Source organism: Nonlabens sp., from assembly GCF_051251825.1.
In the GTDB taxonomy this organism is placed as follows: Bacteria; Bacteroidota; Bacteroidia; order Flavobacteriales; family Flavobacteriaceae; genus Nonlabens.
Window position 1 is genome coordinate 26,515 of sequence record NZ_JBPOGG010000012.1, and the last position, 19,871, is coordinate 46,385.

Sequence of the window (19,871 nt, forward strand, 5' to 3'; positions counted from 1 at the left end):
TTCACTAGTGTTGCGGTATAGAAATACAGACGCAAGTGCCGCAGGCTGTTCCTTTATCTGCTTGTAAATCTTGTATTTCTACACTTATTTTTTCTTTTCTTTTTCTATTGAGCAATTCCACTCGTTCATTATTTGCATATGTGGCAAAACTCTTATGGTAATTCACACGTTCTGCTTTAATAACGGCTGCTTGTTCTCGACCTATACCATTATCTTTTACGCATATGGTGAGCGTATTGTTTAAAACATCTCTATCAAAATTTACTTCAAGCCTTCGGTCTGTTTTTTTATGGAGTAATCCATGTTTTATAGCATTTTCTACATAAGGTTGTATAAATAGCGGTGGCACTTTTACATTTTCAAGATGTAAAGATGAATCTACATTGATTTCATAATTCAATTTATCTTCAAACCGTACTTTTTCAAGTTCGAGATAAAGTTGCATCGCATGAATTTCTTCTTTTAACGATATTTGATTTTCGCGAGACTGTTCTAGATACATACGTATTAATCTGGAGAATTTTACGAGATAAGAACTCGCTAGATTTTTCTCATTACTCACTATATATTCTTGAATAGAATTCAAGGCATTGAATATAAAATGAGGATTCATCTGTGATCGTAGGTTCTCTAAACGCAAAGAAACGAGTTCATTATCTAGTACTAGTTTGCGCAGTTGTTTGTTTTTCTCGCTTTCGCGAAAGCGTAACAAACTTCTATAATACAGGATAATACCAGCTATAAGAGTTGAAACAACTATAGTCCAAAACCATAAGGTTTTATAAAAGACCTGTTTCACTTCAAAAGATAATTCTTTTATGATGTCGCTCTCTGATTGCTTGAGTTGAAAAGTAACATCACCTACAGGTAAAGAAGCAAATTGAACGCTATTATTTCCTTGTTGTAATTGAGTCCAGTCTGTATGATCTTTAATGCGATATTTATAAGTGCTACTGGAAAGACCGCGTAATCCATTTGCATTAAAGCCTATAGTTGTGCTGGTCTCTGGATTAGGTATAACGTAAATATCTTGTTCTGGTTGTTTCTTTCCATCTACTATAACTTTAGTAAAATAATACTCAGGAATTACGGCTGGTTTAAAAACCATTTTCTTGTCTATTTTGAACACTTCTTGAGACGTGTTTATATAAATATGATCTCCTACTACGATTATGTCTATTATAGAAAATGAAGGAATACCATCTTGTGCCTTGAGTGACTTAAAGTTATGGTCATTAATATCATATCGCTGCAGGCCATTTTCAGTAGCAATCCATAAGTGATTATCATCTACAGTTAAAGCATTTATAACATTTGAGGTAAGACCGTTTTGAGTGTTTAAATGTTGTGTTACTTTATTATTTTCTATTTTAAAAATTCCGTTTTTAAATGTTGCGGCCCATATATTTCCATTTATATCTTGAGCTAACTTTTTCACTAACAATGGTGATTCTTGATAGGTGACTAGTTTTAAATCAGTATTGTTTTTAGTGTAATACAATCCGTCCACTGCGGCAAAATACTTAGTTCTAGTAGTTAAATCATATAGTACAGAATAGCCTCGTTGCTTTTTGTCAAATAGATGTTTCTTAAGACTACTAGACTGGTTATTTTTTACTGTGGTTACGATTAACGAACCAGATGAGGCTGCTATGATAGTGTCTTTATTTACAACAGCAGCATCCTTAACACTAGTCAGTTTGTTCTCATTTTTACTAATTGATAAGTCGTTATGGTATAAGGTGTAATTATGAATTTTTTGAAAAACAAAAGTTTGATTTGTAATTTCATTATGAGTCATAGCAGTGATAGCCGATGAGGTAGCGAATTCAACAATAGTCTGTGTATTTGTAGTTACATCAAATAGTATGGCATTCCCAGATTCCAGCCCGATCAGTAATTGATTTTCTCCTATTTTTTCAAGTCTTTTGGGTAATTCGTTATTGATATTAATTTTCTCTACATAAATATTAGGTAATACAATCAATCCTTTACGTAAAGTGCTTACCCAAATATTATGATCTGTGTCTTTAAACAAATCTGTTGTATAGAAATTTTCTAGATACTTAGCATTTAGAACTAATTTGTTTTCAATGATTGCAAAAACTAGAATGCCTTTATTTGTTGGGCACCACAACCTATTATCTATAAATCTAGGCATTGTGATGTTTGCATTTTTAAAAACTGCAGGCACTTCTAACTCTATCCATTGGTTGTCAACTCGTTTGAAGACCTTGGGCTTAGTGTTTTTAACTTGTTGTAAGATAAATAAATGAGATTCCTCATCTTGTAGAAGTTGAATAGGACTAGGTCTTAATTCTACAGACGAAATGTTTTCTGGTAATTTGAACACTTTGTAAAAACTACCATCTTTAAATTGTCTTACATGATGATCGAGTGTTTGATACAATCCATCATTATGCTTTTTATTAAGACCGTAGTCTGTTGAAATATCATAATTGTCAGAACGGAATAATTCAATCTGTTTCTCTTTTGATTTTAAATCGATTATGATATTCCTCAGATACATAGAAACGATTAGGTAATCGTCATTTGCTACGATAGATGCTAGAGATCCATTTAAATCATCTTTCAAATCTGCAAAAAGGATTAATTCATCTTTCTGAGCATAAAAAATTTGCCCAGAAATATTCATGCACCACACTCTATCCTCATCATCTATAAAAGGTTCAAACATGGATAAACCACGCTGTTCAGGATGCTTATAACTTTTAAATGTGGTGCCGTCATAACGCTGGAGTCCTTTATTTGTGGCGAGCCATATAAAGCCTTTACTATCTTCTTCTATAGCATAAATTTCGTTAGACGGTAAACCTACTTTTTCATCTATAATAATGCGCACTGGTTCTTGTGCATTTAGAAAGGCCACGTAGAAAAAGAGAAAAATGTATAAAAATCGCCTCAAAAGTTCATTTAATAGTTCCCTAAAAATAAAACTTAAGTAGCTATGATAGATGAATTAGTTGCTCAATCGCAGGAATCCTTTCTGAATATACTATGGAAGAGGTTCGTTATAATTACGCTTTCGCGAAAGCGGAACCTTTAAAACTGTCTATTCCTGCTAAAAGGATTTTCTATTTGAGAGAAAATAGTATTTCTTCCTGCTTCATATAGTGCAGGATTATTTCCTTTATATTTGAGCATGTAATTATCTATTTCAAGATTGTTAATCGCTGAATTTTGATACACTTCATAGATATCGAAATTAGAAATACCATTATCCTTCAGCGACATTAAATTATTACGGTCTGCATGAATAGCGGCGTTGTTAAAAGTTGTAGCGGCTGGATCAAGTGCTTTAATTCCTTGAGATACTTGCATGCTAAACATCGCTTTAATATGATGACTTGAAAAAGATGGGTGAAACTGAATTGTACTATCAAAAAGTGATGACTGTTGCTGCGTCTGGGCAAATACACTTGTGCATGTTCCAAAAACGAAAAGGGCTGTAAGAATAAATAATCTCATAATCGTTAGTTTTAATATTACTTAAAGTTACAAAAAAAGAAATTCTTAGAACTTTAAAATGTTATTTTTTAGCAAGGACTAGACCTAGTTTTTGACCTTTCTCAATCATAAAAGCTTTTGCTGCTTCATATTCATTAGGAATCACACCATCGAGTATAGAATCCTTGATTGCAGTCTTGATCATTCCTATTTCGCGGCAAGGTTTGAGATTAAACGTAGCCATGATTTCTTCACCACTCACAGGTGGCTGAAAATTACGCACGTGGTCGCGTTCCTCAACTTCTACAATCTTCTCTCGTACCTTCTGGAAATTATTATGATATTTCTTAAAACGATGCGGATTCTTAGTCGTAATGTCTGCCTCGCAGAGTGTCATTAAATCTTCTATATGTTCACCAGCATCGTGCACCAATCTACGTACAGCGCTATCTGTAGCGCTTTCATCAATTACGGCTATAGGTCGTGATGACATGCGCACCATGAGTTGTACAAATTTCAACTTATCATTTAATGGCATTTTCAATCTTTTAAAAAGATGATAAACCATTTTTGAACCCTTAAATTCATGACCATGGAAAGTCCAGCCTACTTTTTTACTGAATCTTTTAGTAGGTGCTTTTCCTATGTCATGCAACATCGCCGCCCAGCGCAACCACAGGTTATCTGTATTGCGTGAGATATTATCAACTACTTCTAGTGTGTGGTAAAAGTTGTCTTTATGTTTTTGTCCTTCAACTTCTTCTATTCCTTTAAGAGCGGTAAGTTCTGGAAGGAAATAGGGAAGAAGTCCAGTTTTTTCTAGTAATAAAAATCCGTGTGATGGTTCATCACACATCATGATTTTATGGAGTTCTGTGACGATACGCTCGTTTGTAATAATCTTGATGCGACTCGCATTGCGTTTAATACTTTGGAAGGAATCGTTTTCAATTTTAAAATTAAGTTGCGCTGCAAATCGTATCGCGCGCATCATGCGTAGTGGATCATCGCTATAAGTCACATCTGGTTCCAGTGGTGTTTTAATAACCTTGTTTTCAAGATCTTCCATTCCGTTGAAAGGGTCTACTAGTTCACCAAAGGTTGCTGGATTTAATGAAAAAGCCATCGCATTAATGGTAAAATCTCGACGGTTTTGATCATCTTCTAGCGTTCCATCTTCTACTATAGGATTGCGACTATCACGAGTGTAACTTTCTTTGCGTGCGCCTACAAATTCTAGTTCAAACTCGTCGGTTTTAACCATGGCAGTTCCATAGGTTTTAAAGACTGATACTTTAGTGCTTTGTGGTAATAGCTGCGCTACCTTTTGAGCAAGTTCAATACCGCTACCTACTGCAACGATGTCTATATCTTGCTTTGCGCCACGTTTTAAAAAATAATCTCTTACAAAACCACCTATCACATAAGCCTCTAGACCTAGTTCTTGTGCAGCTTCACTAATAGTTTTAAAAACTGGATGTGCGATTGCATCATTAAATTGCAGTTGCTCCATGATTTTACTTTCTCAATATTTTCATAGTACCATCATTTGATATTTTAATGATAGATGAAGGTGGAACTTTTGTTTTGGCAAGTGGTAAATCGAGGATATAATCCACACGATTTTTTAACTTCTCACTGATGTCTATAAAGCCTACAGGAGTTTTCTCACCGCTCAAGTTTGCACTGGTAGAAACTATAGGCTTTCTCAGTCCTTTTATGATAGCTCTACAAACTGGATCGTTAGTCACTCTTATACCTAGTGTGTTATCACTTCCTACCAGATTTTCTGCGATTGCTTTGGGTCTATCGTAGATAATGGTAAGTGGTTTTTTATTAAGTTTTAATACTTGCCAGGCCATTTCTGGAACCTCTTCTATATAGCGATCCAGCATATCAAAACTATCTACAAGAATGATTAAAGGTTTAGAGGAATCTCTTTCTTTAATGTTGTAAATCTCTTCAACGGCATCATAGTTAGTTGCGTCACAGCCTATTCCATAGATAGTATCTGTAGGATAAAGAATAGTTTTGCCTTTTTTTAAAGCGCTTACTGCTTCTCTAACGTCTTCCATAGGTAAATCAACTACGACTTCCTTTTTCTTGCGTCCTCTTACTTGATCTCTTCTGTTTTTATCGCGATCGCTACGTGGCATATCTTGGGGTATTATTGAACTTCGAGATATTCAAAAGCTCTTTTTGCAAAATTACGATTTAGCTCACGACATTCCTCTAACAATCCATCCTTTATCGTAGCATTCTTTACTTGTGATATAGCATTGTCAAAATCTGTAAATACCGGATCGTATTTAAAATCATAGAACTTTGAAGAATTTGGAATCACAGCTACTTTTTTGCCTAATAGCATGGACCAGTACATAGCATGGTAACTATCAGTAACTATATGTTCACTGCTACCTATAAAATTAATAAGTCCTTCAAGGTCCACGGTATTTGAAGTACTCGGGTAGTCTTTGAATTTTGAGGTAATATGTGGTTGCTGAATGGTTTTCTTATGAAAAATAACACCTATATCTTGAGTGTTCTCATATGATTTATCAAATAGATCATGCAAGCAACTCACACAAGGCAACCACTCGCCAGGCATGTTATAATCTCTAGTTCCAGCCATTCCAAATTGGTCAATATCTACGTCATAAGAAGTGATTTTACCATAAAGATTAGATCGTTTTTCATTGTGACCTACGCCCCAAAGGATGGTTTTTTTTCCTTTTTGAGCGAGTTCTTGATAGAATTTCATCTGGTTTGTAAAACTGCCACGATTTAATAAACCACCACCACCTATAATAAGTGAGTTGTTAGTCATGTCATTAACCAGCTTTTCTCTACTTTCTTTATCAGTTCGCTTATATAAAAATATATCTGAATAATTGTTATTTAATTCTTTAAAATACTGATGTGGAGCACAGTACAAATCTCCTACATTTGAAACGTCATATCTGTGAACATTAATTACAGCGTCATTTTTTTGATCCATTTTAAGGATTTTATTGAATGTTGCTTTTTTATAATAGGAAGATTTTAATTTCTTAATCATGCAGTTAGTTCTTACTCGATTTACTGAAAAGGTAAAGATAAATGAAAACAAAGGATGTCTATTTATGAACTTCTCGTAGTTTTGACACATGAAAAGCGTTTATCAAGATTCTTACTTTTATTTAAAAGAACCTATTCAGGCGGCTATCGAGCGGTTTGATTCCATAGGTAGATCATTACATGATGGTCGCAATGCGGTAAAAGTCATAGAAGTAAGTGGTGAATCACTCAACTTTAAACGCTTTAAGAAACCTAATGCGATTAATAAAATTGTGTATCGATTTTTTAGAAAATCAAAAGCACAGCGCTCTTATGAATATGCGACTATACTTAAAGAAAAAGGAATAGGAACACCAGATCCCATCGCTTATCTGGAAGAAAAAGGAACGTTGAGTTTTAAAACCAGTTTTTACATTTCTAAACAGCTGGATTGTGATTTTACGTATCGAGAGCTTATAAATGACGACTCGATTCCTGATAAGGAACAAATTTTAAAAGAGTACGCACAGTTTATGTTTCAAATGCATGAGGCTGGAGTTTATTTTTTAGATAATTCACCTGGGAACACCTTAATTACTAAGGTGGACGACCATTATGAGTTTGCTTTGGTTGATTTAAACCGCATGAAATTTTACGATATTCCATGGGATGATCGACTCAAGAATTTTGAAAGATTGTCTCCACAAAAATGGATGTATGAGGTTATGGGAGAAGAATATGCTACGCTTTCGCGAAAGCGTCCTCAGGAAACCATCTCGCAAATGTGGAAATATACTCAGGATTTTCAAGAGGCATTCCATCGCAAGAAACGTATGAAAAAGAAGTTCAAATCAATAATTAAAGGAAAATAGCAGGTATGAAATTGAGCGAAATTCCAGGTTCTGTATATCATAGCGCAAAAATGTTATTGATACCCGTGAAAAAGTTGGGTAAAAATCCTGTCAAGCGCATTCCAGTTGTGGTTTCTCTAACTTCTATTCCTACTCGATTAAAGACGCTTGCCATCACCATACGCAGTATGATGCAACAGGAATACCTGCCTGAGAAGATTATATTGTGGCTTAAAGAAGACTTGAAAGGTCAAATTCCGGCATCGTTGAGCAAACTGGAAGGTGATTTGTTTGAAATAAGATTCTCTCCTTATGGATTTTCACACCGCAAGTTGATTCATAGTCTTGAGGCTTTTCCAGATACTATTATTATTACCTGTGATGATGATGTGATTTATCATCCTTCTACACTTAGAATTACTTATGAGGAACATTTAAAGCACCCCAAAAATGTAATAGGAAACCGATGTAGAAATATCACTTATAAAAATGGAGAACTTTTATCCTATGGTAAGTGGCCGTTTATAAATGAAACGCCTCAAGAACCATCGCTGGTAATGCCGGTAGGTGCATTTTGTGTATTATATCCAGCAGGTAGTTTGAATTCTCAAGTTCAAGACGTGGATTTATTTATGAAACTCGCTCCTAAAGCTGATGATCTTTGGTTCAAAATGATGGCTGTTTTAAACGATACGGTTTCACTTAAAAACAGTCAGCAAATTATAGAACCAGTTCCTATTATGGGAACTCAGTTTGTCGCTCTTAAAACCGTTAATAAAGGACAGGATCTAAATCGTGTGCAATGGAATGATTTAATGAATCATTTTAATCTCACTCCACAAAAAATTAAAGAAAAGCTAGGCTAGTTTAATCTAGGTTACGACGATACAGCCATAACTTTACGTAACGCATAAATATCCCGTAGCTTCTTAAATAGGCGATTGTAAATCCTACAAATCCATCTAGAAAACCTAGCTGTACAAAGTAGTGTTTGATAAAACCCCACATAGGTTTTATCACCATATGAAACGCGGTTATTTTACCAACTTTTTTATCAAAATCGCGAGCTTGCAAACCAGCATATCGTTGCAGCTTATCTACGTGATGATCTATACTTATATATTTGTAATGTAATAATTTGTTCTCTAGCCATCCTACTGGTCCATCTGCTTCAATCTCAGAATGTACGTGTTTATCTACATATTTACAGGCAGATTTTTTAAAGAGACGTATCACGCGGTCATTTTTCCATCCACTATGACGGATTTGTTTTCCCATGAAAAAGTTACGCCTTTTCATCCAGTAACCTACTTCTTCACGATCATCTATAGTTTTTAAGAGTTCAAGGATTTCCTCTTTAAGTGCTGGAGTCACGCGCTCGTCTGCATCTACTAATAAAATCCACTCGTGTTTTGCTTGAGGAATTGCCCAGTTCTTTTGAGAAGCACTGTGCTCATAAGCTCTGGTAAGTAATTTTGTAAAGTAAGGTTGAGCAAGTTCGATAGTGTTATCAGTACTATTACTATCTACTAGAATCACTTCGTCGCAGAATTGAACACTTTTTAAAACTTCTACAATATTGTGTGCCTCATTGTATGCAGGGACTATAGCAGATAATGAAACTTTGGACATAGGTAACTTGGGTTGTGGATGTTTAACAGAGCAAAAATAAACTTGTAATTCATATAACCGCTTATGAATCATTAAATTTGTCGAAATTTACAGTAATTATATATTATTTATGCTAGAAAATCCATCTATATCTGTTGTCATAAGCACTTATAACTCTGTAGAATGGTTAGAAAAGACCTTGTGGAGTTATGAACATCAAATTTTTAGAGAATTTGAAATCGTAATTGCAGACGATGGTAGCGGTCCAGAAACGCGTGAATTTATAGAAGCTTATAAAGAGAAGTCTTCAAAAACCATCATCCACGTTTGGCATGAGGATAATGGTTTTCAAAAAAGTGCTATTCTTAATAAAGCGCTTACCGCATGTAATGCAACATATGTAGTAATGACTGATGGTGACTGTATTGCTCGAGAAGATTTTTTACAAATTCACTATGAACGTAGATCTCCTGGGTTTTTCTTATCTGGTGGTTATTACAAATTGCCTCTAGATTTATCTGAAGCTATTACTGCCGACGATATTGCAACTCAAAAATGTTTTAATCTTAAATGGCTTAGAGAAAATGGGTTGCCTGCATCTTATAAGAATCAAAAATTAACATCTGGATTTGTGCAAGCTGGTGTTATGGAGCGATTAACACCTACCAATGCAAGCTGGAATGGCCACAATTCAAGTGGTTGGCTGTCAGATTTAAAGGCTGTAAACGGTTTTGACGAGCGAATGCAATATGGTGGACAGGATCGTGAACTAGGTGAGCGGTTATTCAATCATGGAGTGAAATCTAAACAGATCCGTTATAGTGCGATTTGCTTACACTTAGATCACGCTCGCGGTTATAAAAACCAAGAATCTATAGATAAAAATCTTGCTATAAGAAAAGCGACTCGCACAGAAAAGAAGGACTTTACTCCTTTTGGGATTGTGAAAGAGTCTTAAATTTTAAGCTTTCTTCAATAATTCTCACGCACAAAATTCTTCAAATCCCCAAACATCAACTCAGGCTTAAATGCTGTATATAATTCTTGAGCTTGTTTTTTAAAATCACTCGCTTTTTGAGAACCATAAAGCTGCGGTTTTAAGTCTTTGAGATGTACTGAAATATGTTTCTTTCCATCTTCTCCGGCATTCCAGGATCTCTTATTAATCCACGGACTAAAGATTGCAAAGCTGGGAATATCAAGTGCTTTCCCCATATTAATAGCGCCACCTTCATTTCCTATTACCGTAGTGCAATGATGGAGTACTTTTAAATAATCACGCAGGCTAGGAGTAATAGCATCTATGAAAATATGTTGCTGAGTTGCTGGTAAACATGAATTGTAGATCTCTAAAGCTTGAGCTTTTTGAGAAGGTAAGTAGTTGAAAAGGACTTGACTATTAGTCAGTTTTACAGTTTCATCAACCACTTGTGCCATGTATTCTAGTGGTAAAGTCTTATCCATGCTGGATCCCAATGCACTCACCATTGTTATCGATTTATTTAAATCTAGGCCTTTTTCAATAAGCCAGTTTTTACCTTCTTCTTTCTCTTTTAAAGTAAGATAAATTTTAGGTAATAAATCCCATTGAACCTCATTTGTAAAAGGCGTGGTTAATAACATACGGCTACCTAGAGATAGACCAGTTTTATAAATCTCAGGATCTGGATTGTTTTTTATGGATTGTGTGTAAGCTAGGCTAGAAAACCACTTTTTATAGCCTATTCTTTTGGTTGCACCTACTAATCTAGATAGTAGAGCGCTGTTATTCTTACCATAAATGTCTATGGAAATGGAGTAGTTGTTTGTTTTGAGTTTTCGCGCAAGCGAGATGATTCCACTCCAGTTTTCAAACTCATTATTTTCTACACATAAACATGTATCTATCGCAGGATTTCCATCGACTACAGCTCGTGCAGATTTGGAAATCAAGTAATGAATCTCAGATTGCGGATAAATAATCTTTAACTGCTCAGCAATGATGGTACTGGTCAGTACATCACCTATCATTTTATATTGAATGAGCAGTATATTCACTATACGGCTACATTATACTCACGCAATGCGTCGTTTAAAGAAGTCTTTTTATTAGTGCTTTCTTTGCGTTTACCTATAATTAATGCGCATGGAACGTTATAAGATCCCGACGGGAACTCTTTTGCATAACTACCAGGAATCACTACAGATCTTGCAGGAACTCTACCTTTAAATTCTACAGGTTCGTCACCAGTTACGTCTATAATCTTTGTGCTCATGGTTAATACCACGTTTGCACCTAGAACAGCTTCTTTCTCGATATGAACACCTTCTACAACTATGCAACGTGAACCTATAAATGCACCATCTTCAATGATTACCGGTGCGGCTTGTAAAGGTTCAAGAACACCGCCTATTCCCACACCACCACTCAGGTGTACATTTTTACCTATTTGAGCACAACTACCTACCGTTGCCCATGTGTCTACCATAGTTCCTTCCTCAACATGAGCGCCTATATTCACATAACTAGGCATTAAAATCACACCTTTTGAAATGTACGCACCATGTCTAGCTACGGCATGAGGTACGACGCGTATTCCTTTGGCAGCATAACCAGTTTTAAGCGGAATTTTATCATGGAATTCTAATGGTCCACACTCGATGGTTTCCATTTTCTGAATCGGGAAATAGAGTACTACTGCTTTTTTGATCCATTCATTAACTTTCCAACCGTTATCAGTAGGCTCTGCGACACGTAAGGTACCGCGATCTAGCATGTCTACGACTTCTCTAATAGCATCTTGAGTAACTGAATTTTCTAGCAGGGAACGATCTTCCCATGCGTTTTCTATGACGTTTTGTAATTGATCCAAGGCTTGTGATTTTTTACAAATATAAAAGGAAAGCTTTGAGGTTTTAAGCTCTTGGCGTGATTTTAGCAACTAGTTCACAAATAACCTTATTTTTGCAAATCTTATGAATAGAATTCTGGCGATCGATTATGGTAAAAAGCGCACTGGTATTGCGGTTACAGATCCTATGCAAATCATTGCATCTGGACTTACTACGGTAAACACCTATGAGCTCCATACGTTCCTAGAAAACTATTTAAAGACAGAGAAGGTAGAAACCATCGTGATAGGTGAACCTAAACAGATGGATTATACAGACAGTGAGTTGGGTGGCGTTATTACCGCTTTCGCGAAAGCATTACAAGAAAAATATCCTGCCATAACTATAGAAAGAGTGGATGAACGATTCACTTCTAAGATGGCTTTTCAAACCATGATAGATAGCGGATTGAGTAAGTCAAAACGTAGAAATAAAGCACTAGTGGACGAGATCGCTGCTACAATTATTTTACAAACGTATATGGACAGAAAAAGTCCGTTTTAGTAAGAATTAAAAATTAGACATTAAAAATTAATCATTTAAAAACATGATTTACCCTATAGTCGCTTATGGCGATCCAGTATTAAGAAAAGTTGCAAAGGACATCACTCCAGATTATCCTAACCTGGATAAAGTGCTAGAAAACATGTGGGAAACCATGTATGGAGCAAGTGGAGTAGGACTTGCAGCACCACAAATAGGTATGCCTATTCGTATATTTTTAGTAGACACATCACCATTTGCAGACGATCCAGATTATACAGAGGAAGAGCAAAAACAACTTAGTACTTTTAAAAAAGCATTTATTAATGCTCATATTATAGAGGAAAATGGAGAAGAATGGTCTTTTAATGAAGGCTGTTTGAGTATTCCTAATGTGCGAGAAGACGTTTTCAGACCTGAAGAGGTGACGATTAGATATTGTGACGAGAACTTTAAAGAAGTCACAGAAACATACTCAGGACTCATGGCACGTGTGATCCAGCATGAATATGATCATATTGAGGGAATTTTATTTACTGATAAAATATCTAGCCTGAAAAAACGATTAATAAAAGGAAAGCTTACTAATATTTCCAAAGGAAAAACAAGTGTAGATTATCGCATGCGTTTTCCAGATGTGAAAGGAAGAAAATAATCATTAATTTAAGGTTGAGGTTTAATATATTTGCCATCCTCAGAAAAAGAGTACTATGAGTTTAGAAAACATTTTATCAGTGACAGGAAAACCAGGTTTATATCAATTAAAGACTAAAACTCGTAGTGGTTTTGTAGTGGAGTCTTTATTAGATAAAAAAACCTCTATTATAGGTATTAATCATAATGTGAGTGTTCTTAAAGATATCTCTATTTATACTTATGAAACTGAGGTGCCACTTAAAGAAGTATTTCAAAAAATAGCCGAAAAAGAAAACCAAGGTCCAGCAATTAATCATAAGGTCAGCAAGAATGAATTGCAATCTTATTTTAGTGATGTTCTACCAGGTTATGATGAGGAACGAGTTTATGCTAGTGACATCAAGAAGGTAGTACAATGGTATAATTTATTGCAGACTAACGATATGTTGAGCTCCTTCAGTAATGAAGAAGAATAAATGAATAGCTATTGAATATAAAAAAATGCCTTTCTCAACGAGAAAGGCATTTTTTTATGTCTTAAGTGAAATTTATTTCTTGAAAAACGGTATGCGATACATTATACCATAAGTGTAACCTACACCTATTTCTCCAGTATCATAAGTTCTACCAAAACCAGGAACATAAAGGTTGTCAAAGTTGTCTGGTGTTTTTTCAGTGAGCATTCTTTTAACCTGCATGTTTGCTATCATGTAAAGATTAGGAAGTACTTCTACTTTAATACCTAGTTGAATTTCTAGCCATAAAGCGGTTAATCCAGAAAATTCTCTATCAACTATATTTGTAACTACTGGGAAATAAGCATTATCCTGCGCAATATCATAGCGTTGTAATGTCTGTGAAAAATTTGCAGCACCTAAACGTGCTCCAAAATAGATCATGTTATCCATATCTAACCAGTTCTGATAAAGATTGTAATCTATCCCAGCTTTAAAATAAGAACCACTTGTTTTAAAGTCAATACGATCTGAGTTGCGATTGATGTTTTCATTACCTAATTCTCCAGCTATATATAAACGATCTTTAATTCTATAATCACCCAGTAATTGGAATCCATTATATTCTGGATCGATAACGGTACGTATAAGACTTGCTGCATCTATACCTACTCGTAATCCATAAGTGCGTTTATAATTAACACTATCAACAGCAACTGGTTCTGCTTGTTGAGCAAGTGCAATTGTTCCTATTAAAAGGAAAAGTAAATTAATGACGTATTTCAATGTGTATGTCGTTGTTTGATGTTACGTTTTCTGTAAGCACTCTTACATTATTGATCCACTCGTCATTGGTGATTTCTGGCAGCCTTATTGCTCCTAGATTATCATAAGTTACCTTAAAACCACAGGCTCTATTGATATAAGTTTCTGATAGTGAATAATTAAATTCGACTAGATCAGCATTAGTTCCAGTACCATCTGTTTTAATAAACGAGTACGTGGTTGTTACATCATCAGTTCTTAACGGAATTGCTATAGAATCCACGTCTATAAGCAATTGAGCGCCACTACTATTCAATGGTGCAAATTCTGAAGATCCAATGGCTTGTAGTTGTAATTCATCAACCGTTTTACGGTCTTCGGGATCTGCAATGTCCACAAAGGTGATAATTAAACGTGGTGTCACACTTAAGGATGGATCGCATAAGTCATCCTTCTCGCAACTGGAAATTCCAATTATGAGAAGGATGAAAATTGCAATGAGTATAGAATTATATTTCTTCATTAATTAATCCAGTTAGGATGTCGGTAGTTTTTGCATAACTAGGTCTGTGGATATAGTCAGATAATACTATTTCCCCTTTTTTATTAATGATGGTATACGTAGGGAATCCTTCTAAATCTATTTGCTTGAAAATAGGTCTTGATTGCTCATTAGTTAAAAAGTAGTGTTTTCCTGCAATCTGATATTTTGCGATAGATGGAAGGTAATTCTTCTCTTTACTATTATGACATAAATAAACAAACTCTACATCATCTTTAAACTTCTCATGTAATTCAGGAGATGCTTTTTTAAATTCACTTTTACAAGGTCCACACCAGGTTGCCCAATTGTCTATGTAGATTACTTTTCCATTTGCGTTTGCAATAATTTCATCAATAAATTGAGCAGAATCTTCAGACTTGAAAGTTAGTAATTCTGCATCTTCAGGAACCTCTGGATTATCGAGTAGTTTTTTAACTTCATCATACTTAGAAGAAAATGTAGATCCCATCACAGTTCCATCAAACATCTCACTGATTTGCTCTTTGTTATTCTCATAAAAAGAAATGTTATTATCCTCAAATTGATTCATAACTTTACTCTGCATGATTTTCTTTTTCAAATAAGGATTATTTTCTAAAGAGTTCCAACGTTTCATATACGCTTCTTCTCTAGCAAGATCATTGTCTTCAATGGCGTCTCTTTCCCATATGTAACCTATGTAGTTTAAAGTCGTTGTAGGATTGCTGTTATTGATATCATAAAGTTCTTTGTACTCAGGTAAGTTGTTCAATGACTCTAGAAATGTAGAATCTTGAAAAGCGGCAGGTCCTTGAGGATTAAAAAGTGCATATGTTATTTTTTTAGAAGGAATAAAAAACTCTTCTTCAGAGTTGACATAAGCTTTTACTACAGGAAAATCATTTTTTGCAAGGAAATCTGCGTTGTATGACTTGATAGCGCTTAAAGCACTTTCCAGACTCGCTGCATATTCTTGTGGAGATAATGCATCTTTTCCTTCTAGCAACTCCGCAGCCGGATTATTTTTAGTGTATTGTTCCATGGCCTTATTTGCCGCTCCAGCGTTACCACCATAGGTTGTGTTTTTGAAACGAGCATCAGTCATTATGGTAATAGAATCTCCTGGACTAGCAACCAGTTGTGTCCCAAAGTCTCCATATAAAGCAAAACTTCTCGTTTTTTCCAAAGGAATAGTAGTTGAGAAACTTCCGTCTGCATCTACAGCAACTTCAATCTCATCATAATCTGCTTTTAGGTCATTATAGACATAAGCTTTCAATTGTTCTGGAATAGCGATAGAATCTACGGCTGTAATTTTCCCAGATACATAAACTTCTTTTTGAACCGCGTTTTCGGTTTTTTTATCGTCGCAAGCTATAAGTGCAACGATTGCAAGGACTAAGAGTACAATTTTCTTCATGATTAACTTATTTTAATTTTTCTAATAACACCACACTTTCTACGTGATGTGTTTGTGGAAACATATCCACGGGTTGGTATTTAATAATTTGATATACTTCTTTTAATAACGCAAGATCACGTGCTTGTGTTGCACTATTGCAACTTACGTAAACTATACGTGGTGCAGCAAGTGCAAGTAACTGTGCTACTACGTCTTTATGCATTCCGTCACGTGGAGGATCTGTGATAACAACATCTGGTGCTCCATGTTCTGCGATAAAATCTGCTGTAAAAACATCACGCATGTCGCCTGCAAAAAACGTAGTGTTATCGATTCCGTTATGAGCAGCGTTTGCCTTAGCATCTTCAATCGCTACGGGAACAGATTCAATTCCTACGACGTGTTTTGCCTTTTTTGCAACAAACTGAGCGATCGTACCAGTTCCAGTATATAAATCATAAACTAGTTCTTCTCCAGTTAAACCAGCAAAGTCACGAGTGATTTTATATAATTCATGCGCTTGAGCAGAGTTGGTCTGATAAAAAGATTTTGCGTTAATCTTGAATTGCAAACCTTCCATTTCTTCAAAAATATGATCACGTCCATGATAACATATCACGTCTTGATCATAAATCGTGTCGTTTGCTTTTTCATTAATAATGTATTGCAACGACGTGATTTGTGGAAATTCAGATTTTAAATGTTCCAGCAATGCTATACGTGCTTTTTCGTCTTCTTTAAAGAACTGGATTACCACCATATTCTCACCAGTGGACGACATACGCAGCATTAAAGTTCTTAGAATTCCAGATTTTTCTCTAGGGTTAAAATATTCTATGTTTTCCGCTTCCGCGAAAGCGTGAACACTCAATCTAATTTGCTCACCAATGGCAGGATGTAAATGACATTCATCCAGGTGTAATATCTTATCCCACATTCCAGGAATGTGAAAACCAAGTGCTTTTTTATCTTCAATTTGTACATCACTTTGAATCTCCTCAAGAGTCAACCAGCGACTTGCAGAAAAGCTGAACTCCATTTTATTACGGTAATAAAACTGCTCTGCAGATCCTGCGATAGGAGTGACCTCAGGTAATTCTAGATGACCTATTCTGGTGAGGTTTTCAACCACTTCTTTTTGCTTAAAATACAGCTGACTTTCATAGCCCATGTGTTGCCATTTACAGCCACCACAAGTGCCAAAGTGTTTACATAAAGGCTCTGTACGCCTGTCTGATAATTTATGAAAAACGGTCGCTTCACCTTCATAAAAAGATTTTCTCTTCTTGAAAGTTTTAATATCTACGACATCTCCAGGCACTGCATTTTTAAGAAAAATGACAGCTCCATCTTCAGTTTTTGCAACACTTTTTCCTTTTGCTCCAGCATCTACTACTGGTACGTTTTCAAAAGTTTTGTGGGCACGATTTCTTCTTTTTGACATAAGTATCAAAATTAATCTAATTATGCCTTTTTAGAGAATCTTTGAGCTGTTAAGTTGTGCCTCTTTCAGTTAACATTATAAAATTCTTAAAGCTTATAATTTTAATGCTGTAATCTTAATGATTAAATTGCGGCAAAAGATAAAAACTCATCTTATGAAAGTAGAAACTGAAAGCAAAGCACAACATTATATAGATCTAGAAGATAAACACGGAGCTCATAACTATCATCCACTGCCAGTGGTGCTAGAAAAAGGAGATGGCGTTTATGTATGGGATGTAGATGGTAAAAGGTACTTTGATTTTTTAAGTGCATACTCTGCAGTTAATCAAGGACACTGTCATCCAGCGATTGTAAATGCAATGAATGAGCAGGCACAAACGCTTACATTAACATCACGTGCATTTCATAATGATAAGTTAGGCGTTTATGAGAAGTATATGACAGAATATTTTGGGTTTGATAAAGTCTTACCTATGAATACTGGTGCTGAGGCTGTTGAAACGGCTATCAAGTTAGCACGTAAATGGGCTTATGAAAAGAAAGGCGTGGCTGAGCACGAAGCCAAAATTATAGTGGCAGAGAATAATTTCCACGGTCGCACCACAACTATTATTTCGTTTTCAAATGATGAAGGCGCTCGCAAGAACTTCGGACCATATACTCCTGGTTTTATAAAAATCCCTTACGATGACACCGCAGCTTTAGAAGAAGCATTGCAGCAAGATAACATCGCAGGATTCTTAGTAGAACCTATTCAAGGTGAAGCTGGTGTTTACACGCCAGATGATGAATACATGAGAAAATCACAGGAGCTTTGTAAAAAATACAATGCACTTTTCATAGCAGATGAGATTCAGACAGGAATCGCTCGTACAGGTGCATTACTTGCTGTATGTGGTAAATGTGATTGTGCTGGTCACTGTGAAAAGCAAGCTGCCACTTATGCGCAGCCTGATGTGTTGATATTAGGTAAAGCATTATCTGGTGGAGCTTATCCAGTAAGTGCTGTTCTTGCAAATGATGATATCATGAATGTCATTAAACCAGGACAGCACGGTAGTACTTTTGGTGGGAATCCTGTTGCAGCAGCAGTAGGAATGGCAGCATTAAATGTGGTGAAAGATGAAAAGCTCGCACAGAACGCTCGTGACCTAGGAAATCACTTTAGAAATCGCATTAATGAGTATATTAAAACTACAGACATCGTAACACTAGTTCGTGGTCGCGGTTTATTAAATGCGATTGTTATTAATGATACCGAAGAAGGTGATACGGCATGGAACATTTGTTTGAAATTACGTGATAATGGATTGCTTGCAAAGCCTACTCATGGAAACATCATACGTTTTGCGCCACCACTTGTAATGACTCGTGAGCAACTTGATGATTGTATTGATATTATTATAAAGACACTCAAAAATTTTGAGTAATAAGTATTTATTTACCTAAGAATTATTTAGGATCTAAAAGGTTAAAAAAAAAGGCTCGCAACGCGAGCCTTTTTTGTGAGTATATCATTGGATGATTATCTACAACCAGCTTCTTCTGCTGCTTTGTAAATTTGATCCATAGACTCTGCAGGAACATTAGGGTTTCCTTCAAATAATCCTATGTACCAGTCAAAGAAAGCACATGGATTAACAAGTGACCATATTACAAACGCTAGACCTATAAATGAAATTAGTAAGGAAATAATACTAACTGTTTTAGCAGTTTTCATTGCTTTACCATTGCTGTATAAATCTGGGTTTTCGTCATATTTTTTAAGCTCTTTTGTAGCGATTACAATTGCTATAATTGCGGCTACGGTTCCTAGTCCATATACACAACAACATAATATTCCTACTATTGATAATATGTAAACTGCGGTGGTGTTTAATTTTTGCATGAAAAAATAATTTTATGATTGATAAAGTAAAAATAATAAAAAAGGGAACGCAATGCGCTCCCTTTTTAGGTATTACTTAGAAGTTAGACTACCATGGTAATTCTATTCCCATTTCTTCTAGTTGTTCTCTTTGCTCTAATTCTTGTTGAGCTCTTTCTTCTTCGGTCGTTGTTGCATAAGTATAAAGTGTATATGCAGCAACTAAGGCAGCAAGGATAGTTACTACTAGAGAAACTGTTTTAGCAGTTTTCATAGCAGGTCCATTAGAATATCCATCTGGGTTTGCTTCATATTCTTTTACTCCTTTGTTAGCTAGGTAAAAACCTATTGCAGCTGGAATAACTCCTATTCCTGAGCAGCAACAAAGTACAAAACCTACTACAGATAGGATGTAAACTAAAGTTGTGTTTAATTTTTGCATAATGATTGATTGGTT

Annotated in this window: 21 protein-coding genes; 7 read left to right on the forward strand and 14 right to left on the reverse strand. The window is 35.4% G+C overall.

Annotated elements, in window-relative coordinates:
- Positions 1-4 precede the first annotated feature (4 nt).
- The 5 genes from ACSHWW_RS12235 to ACSHWW_RS12255 all read right to left on the reverse strand — a co-directional run bounded on the left by ACSHWW_RS12235 (position 5) and on the right by ACSHWW_RS12255 (position 6,526).
- On the reverse strand, positions 5-2,926 hold the full coding sequence (locus tag ACSHWW_RS12235; RefSeq protein WP_435682747.1) for a histidine kinase: 2,922 nt from the start codon (positions 2,924-2,926) through the stop codon (positions 5-7).
- A 137-nt stretch (positions 2,927-3,063) separates the two neighbouring features.
- The gene (locus ACSHWW_RS12240; RefSeq protein WP_435682748.1) at positions 3,064-3,489 is read right to left on the reverse strand and encodes a hypothetical protein; all 426 of its coding nucleotides are present in this window, start codon (positions 3,487-3,489) and stop codon (positions 3,064-3,066) included.
- Positions 3,490-3,550: 61 nt separating this feature from the next.
- The gene (locus ACSHWW_RS12245; RefSeq protein WP_435682749.1) at positions 3,551-4,981 is read right to left on the reverse strand and encodes a CCA tRNA nucleotidyltransferase; all 1,431 of its coding nucleotides are present in this window, start codon (positions 4,979-4,981) and stop codon (positions 3,551-3,553) included.
- 4 nt (positions 4,982-4,985) lie between these two features.
- Entirely contained in the window at positions 4,986-5,624 is a 639-nt protein-coding gene (locus ACSHWW_RS12250; protein ID WP_435682750.1) for an L-threonylcarbamoyladenylate synthase, read from the reverse strand.
- 11 nt (positions 5,625-5,635) lie between these two features.
- Entirely contained in the window at positions 5,636-6,526 is an 891-nt protein-coding gene (locus ACSHWW_RS12255) for a hypothetical protein (protein WP_435682751.1), read from the reverse strand.
- A gap of 88 nt (positions 6,527-6,614) precedes the next feature.
- Here ACSHWW_RS12255 and ACSHWW_RS12260 point away from each other — a divergent pair, with 88 nt between their 5' ends.
- On the forward strand, positions 6,615-7,376 hold the full coding sequence (locus ACSHWW_RS12260; protein WP_435682752.1) for a lipopolysaccharide kinase InaA family protein: 762 nt from the start codon (positions 6,615-6,617) through the stop codon (positions 7,374-7,376).
- A gap of 5 nt (positions 7,377-7,381) precedes the next feature.
- The gene (locus tag ACSHWW_RS12265) at positions 7,382-8,221 is read left to right on the forward strand and encodes a glycosyl transferase (protein ID WP_435682753.1); all 840 of its coding nucleotides are present in this window, start codon (positions 7,382-7,384) and stop codon (positions 8,219-8,221) included.
- A gap of 1 nt (position 8,222) precedes the next feature.
- Here ACSHWW_RS12265 and ACSHWW_RS12270 read toward each other — a convergent pair whose 3' ends face one another.
- A complete protein-coding gene (locus ACSHWW_RS12270) occupies positions 8,223-9,059 on the reverse strand; it encodes a glycosyltransferase family 2 protein (protein ID WP_435682754.1) in 837 nt (278 codons plus the stop codon).
- A 37-nt stretch (positions 9,060-9,096) separates the two neighbouring features.
- Between ACSHWW_RS12270 and ACSHWW_RS12275 the strand changes: the two genes are divergently transcribed.
- Positions 9,097-9,924 (forward strand): glycosyltransferase family 2 protein, encoded by an 828-nt coding sequence (locus ACSHWW_RS12275; protein WP_435682755.1) that lies wholly within the window; start codon positions 9,097-9,099, stop codon positions 9,922-9,924.
- A gap of 14 nt (positions 9,925-9,938) precedes the next feature.
- On the opposite strand, the gene ACSHWW_RS12280 is transcribed toward ACSHWW_RS12275, so the two are convergent.
- Both ACSHWW_RS12280 and ACSHWW_RS12285 read right to left on the reverse strand, forming a co-directional pair.
- On the reverse strand, positions 9,939-11,003 hold the full coding sequence (locus ACSHWW_RS12280) for a glycosyltransferase family 9 protein (RefSeq protein ID WP_435682756.1): 1,065 nt from the start codon (positions 11,001-11,003) through the stop codon (positions 9,939-9,941).
- Positions 11,003-11,818, reverse strand: a complete 816-nt coding sequence (locus ACSHWW_RS12285; RefSeq protein WP_435682757.1) for a 2,3,4,5-tetrahydropyridine-2,6-dicarboxylate N-succinyltransferase — start codon at positions 11,816-11,818, stop codon at positions 11,003-11,005. Before ACSHWW_RS12285 ends, ACSHWW_RS12280 begins: the two co-directional genes overlap by 1 nt.
- Positions 11,819-11,921: 103 nt before the next feature.
- Here ACSHWW_RS12285 and ruvX point away from each other — a divergent pair, with 103 nt between their 5' ends.
- The 3 genes from ruvX to ACSHWW_RS12300 are packed head-to-tail and all read left to right on the forward strand — an operon-like array spanning position 11,922 to position 13,432.
- On the forward strand, positions 11,922-12,341 hold the full coding sequence (ruvX, locus tag ACSHWW_RS12290; RefSeq protein ID WP_435682758.1) for a Holliday junction resolvase RuvX: 420 nt from the start codon (positions 11,922-11,924) through the stop codon (positions 12,339-12,341).
- Between the two features lie 43 nt (positions 12,342-12,384).
- On the forward strand, positions 12,385-12,975 hold the full coding sequence (gene def, locus ACSHWW_RS12295) for a peptide deformylase (protein ID WP_435682759.1): 591 nt from the start codon (positions 12,385-12,387) through the stop codon (positions 12,973-12,975).
- Between the two features lie 55 nt (positions 12,976-13,030).
- On the forward strand, positions 13,031-13,432 hold the full coding sequence (locus ACSHWW_RS12300; protein WP_435682760.1) for a DUF5606 family protein: 402 nt from the start codon (positions 13,031-13,033) through the stop codon (positions 13,430-13,432).
- Between the two features lie 72 nt (positions 13,433-13,504).
- On the opposite strand, the gene ACSHWW_RS12305 is transcribed toward ACSHWW_RS12300, so the two are convergent.
- From ACSHWW_RS12305 to rlmD, 4 genes are read right to left on the reverse strand one after another with little or no spacing between them, the layout of a single operon-like run.
- A complete protein-coding gene (locus tag ACSHWW_RS12305; RefSeq protein ID WP_435682761.1) occupies positions 13,505-14,197 on the reverse strand; it encodes a DUF6048 family protein in 693 nt (230 codons plus the stop codon).
- Complete coding sequence (locus tag ACSHWW_RS12310; protein WP_435682762.1) at positions 14,181-14,699, reverse strand: DUF6452 family protein; 519 nt, start codon at positions 14,697-14,699, stop codon at positions 14,181-14,183. The genes ACSHWW_RS12305 and ACSHWW_RS12310 overlap by 17 nt, the downstream gene beginning before the upstream one ends.
- Positions 14,686-16,119, reverse strand: coding sequence for a TlpA family protein disulfide reductase (locus tag ACSHWW_RS12315; RefSeq protein WP_435682763.1), 1,434 nt, complete (start codon positions 16,117-16,119; stop codon positions 14,686-14,688). The genes ACSHWW_RS12310 and ACSHWW_RS12315 overlap by 14 nt, the downstream gene beginning before the upstream one ends.
- Before the next feature lie 7 nt (positions 16,120-16,126).
- Entirely contained in the window at positions 16,127-17,545 is a 1,419-nt protein-coding gene (gene rlmD / locus ACSHWW_RS12320) for a 23S rRNA (uracil(1939)-C(5))-methyltransferase RlmD (protein ID WP_435682764.1), read from the reverse strand.
- Between the two features lie 154 nt (positions 17,546-17,699).
- Here rlmD and rocD point away from each other — a divergent pair, with 154 nt between their 5' ends.
- Complete coding sequence (gene rocD / locus ACSHWW_RS12325; protein WP_435682765.1) at positions 17,700-18,977, forward strand: ornithine--oxo-acid transaminase; 1,278 nt, start codon at positions 17,700-17,702, stop codon at positions 18,975-18,977.
- A 95-nt stretch (positions 18,978-19,072) separates the two neighbouring features.
- Here the strand turns inward: rocD and ACSHWW_RS12330 are convergent, their stop codons facing one another.
- A complete protein-coding gene (locus ACSHWW_RS12330; protein WP_435682766.1) occupies positions 19,073-19,435 on the reverse strand; it encodes a CCC motif membrane protein in 363 nt (120 codons plus the stop codon).
- Positions 19,436-19,523: 88 nt separating this feature from the next.
- A complete protein-coding gene (locus ACSHWW_RS12335; RefSeq protein ID WP_435682767.1) occupies positions 19,524-19,856 on the reverse strand; it encodes a CCC motif membrane protein in 333 nt (110 codons plus the stop codon).
- Between the last annotated feature and the right edge of the window lie 15 nt (positions 19,857-19,871).

What these genes read in the sequence shown, in the direction of transcription:
- ACSHWW_RS12240 (WP_435682748.1), bottom strand. Translation starts at nt 3,489, where the DNA reads ATGAGATTATTTATTCTTACAGCCCTTTTCGTTTTTGGAACATGCACA.
- ACSHWW_RS12245 (WP_435682749.1), bottom strand. Translation starts at nt 4,981, where the DNA reads ATGGAGCAACTGCAATTTAATGATGCAATCGCACATCCAGTTTTTAAA.
- ACSHWW_RS12250 (WP_435682750.1), bottom strand. Translation starts at nt 5,624, where the DNA reads ATGCCACGTAGCGATCGCGATAAAAACAGAAGAGATCAAGTAAGAGGA.
- ACSHWW_RS12255 (WP_435682751.1), bottom strand. Translation starts at nt 6,526, where the DNA reads ATGATTAAGAAATTAAAATCTTCCTATTATAAAAAAGCAACATTCAAT.
- ACSHWW_RS12260 (WP_435682752.1), top strand. Translation starts at nt 6,615, where the DNA reads ATGAAAAGCGTTTATCAAGATTCTTACTTTTATTTAAAAGAACCTATT.
- ACSHWW_RS12265 (WP_435682753.1), top strand. Translation starts at nt 7,382, where the DNA reads ATGAAATTGAGCGAAATTCCAGGTTCTGTATATCATAGCGCAAAAATG.
- ACSHWW_RS12270 (WP_435682754.1), bottom strand. Translation starts at nt 9,059, where the DNA reads ATGATTCATAAGCGGTTATATGAATTACAAGTTTATTTTTGCTCTGTT.
- ACSHWW_RS12275 (WP_435682755.1), top strand. Translation starts at nt 9,097, where the DNA reads ATGCTAGAAAATCCATCTATATCTGTTGTCATAAGCACTTATAACTCT.
- ruvX (WP_435682758.1), top strand. Translation starts at nt 11,922, where the DNA reads ATGAATAGAATTCTGGCGATCGATTATGGTAAAAAGCGCACTGGTATT.
- def (WP_435682759.1), top strand. Translation starts at nt 12,385, where the DNA reads ATGATTTACCCTATAGTCGCTTATGGCGATCCAGTATTAAGAAAAGTT.
- ACSHWW_RS12300 (WP_435682760.1), top strand. Translation starts at nt 13,031, where the DNA reads ATGAGTTTAGAAAACATTTTATCAGTGACAGGAAAACCAGGTTTATAT.
- ACSHWW_RS12310 (WP_435682762.1), bottom strand. Translation starts at nt 14,699, where the DNA reads ATGAAGAAATATAATTCTATACTCATTGCAATTTTCATCCTTCTCATA.
- ACSHWW_RS12315 (WP_435682763.1), bottom strand. Translation starts at nt 16,119, where the DNA reads ATGAAGAAAATTGTACTCTTAGTCCTTGCAATCGTTGCACTTATAGCT.
- rlmD (WP_435682764.1), bottom strand. Translation starts at nt 17,545, where the DNA reads ATGTCAAAAAGAAGAAATCGTGCCCACAAAACTTTTGAAAACGTACCA.
- rocD (WP_435682765.1), top strand. Translation starts at nt 17,700, where the DNA reads ATGAAAGTAGAAACTGAAAGCAAAGCACAACATTATATAGATCTAGAA.
- ACSHWW_RS12330 (WP_435682766.1), bottom strand. Translation starts at nt 19,435, where the DNA reads ATGCAAAAATTAAACACCACCGCAGTTTACATATTATCAATAGTAGGA.
- ACSHWW_RS12335 (WP_435682767.1), bottom strand. Translation starts at nt 19,856, where the DNA reads ATGCAAAAATTAAACACAACTTTAGTTTACATCCTATCTGTAGTAGGT.